The sequence below is a fragment of the Zoogloea sp. genome (genome assembly GCF_023150065.1).
Taxonomy (GTDB): domain Bacteria; phylum Pseudomonadota; class Gammaproteobacteria; order Burkholderiales; family Rhodocyclaceae; genus Zoogloea.
Genome location: NZ_JAKLLN010000189.1, coordinates 1 through 571, shown reverse-complemented (window position 1 = coordinate 571; position 571 = coordinate 1). Strand labels below are relative to the sequence as shown.

Sequence of the window (571 nt, the reverse complement as noted above, 5' to 3'; positions counted from 1 at the left end):
TGACCACACCAGTACCTCGCCGCTGGCTTCTCCGTCGTTCTCTCGCCAGTCGGCGAGAACCCAGCGCTCGCAGGGCTGCGCGTCCACGACGATCCGGTGTTCGGCAGGGCGGTGGGTGTGACCGTGGATCAGGGGCGCAAAGCCGTGCCCGCGGAACAGCGCTGCGACGGCGTCGGCATTGACGTCCATTATGGCTGCGGCCTTTTCGGACTTGGCTTCTTCGCTTTTCATCCGCACGCCGGCGATGATCTGCTTGCGCACGGCCAGCGGCTGGCCGAGGAACTGGGCCTGCCAGGCGGGGTTGCGCACCTGCTTGCGGAAGGCCTGGTAGGCGACGTCGTCGGTGCACAGGCTGTCGCCGTGGCAAAGGATGAAGGCCTGCTTACCCAACTCGATACGGGCGGGTTCGGCAAGAATCTGCAGGCCGGCGCGGCTGGCGAAGTCGGCGCCGATCAGGAAGTCCCGGTTGCCGGGCATGAAGGACACCTGGCAGCCGGCTCCGGCAAGTGTAGCGAGCAGCCCGGCCACATGGGTGTTCAGCGGGTCGTCGAGATCGTCGTCGCCGGCCCAG

The 571-nt window shown here is 67.3% G+C and carries 1 protein-coding gene; it reads right to left on the bottom strand.

Annotated elements, in window-relative coordinates:
• The coding region (locus L6Q67_RS24200; protein ID WP_296576267.1) for a UDP-2,3-diacylglucosamine diphosphatase at positions 1-571 on the bottom strand (571 nt) is incomplete at both ends.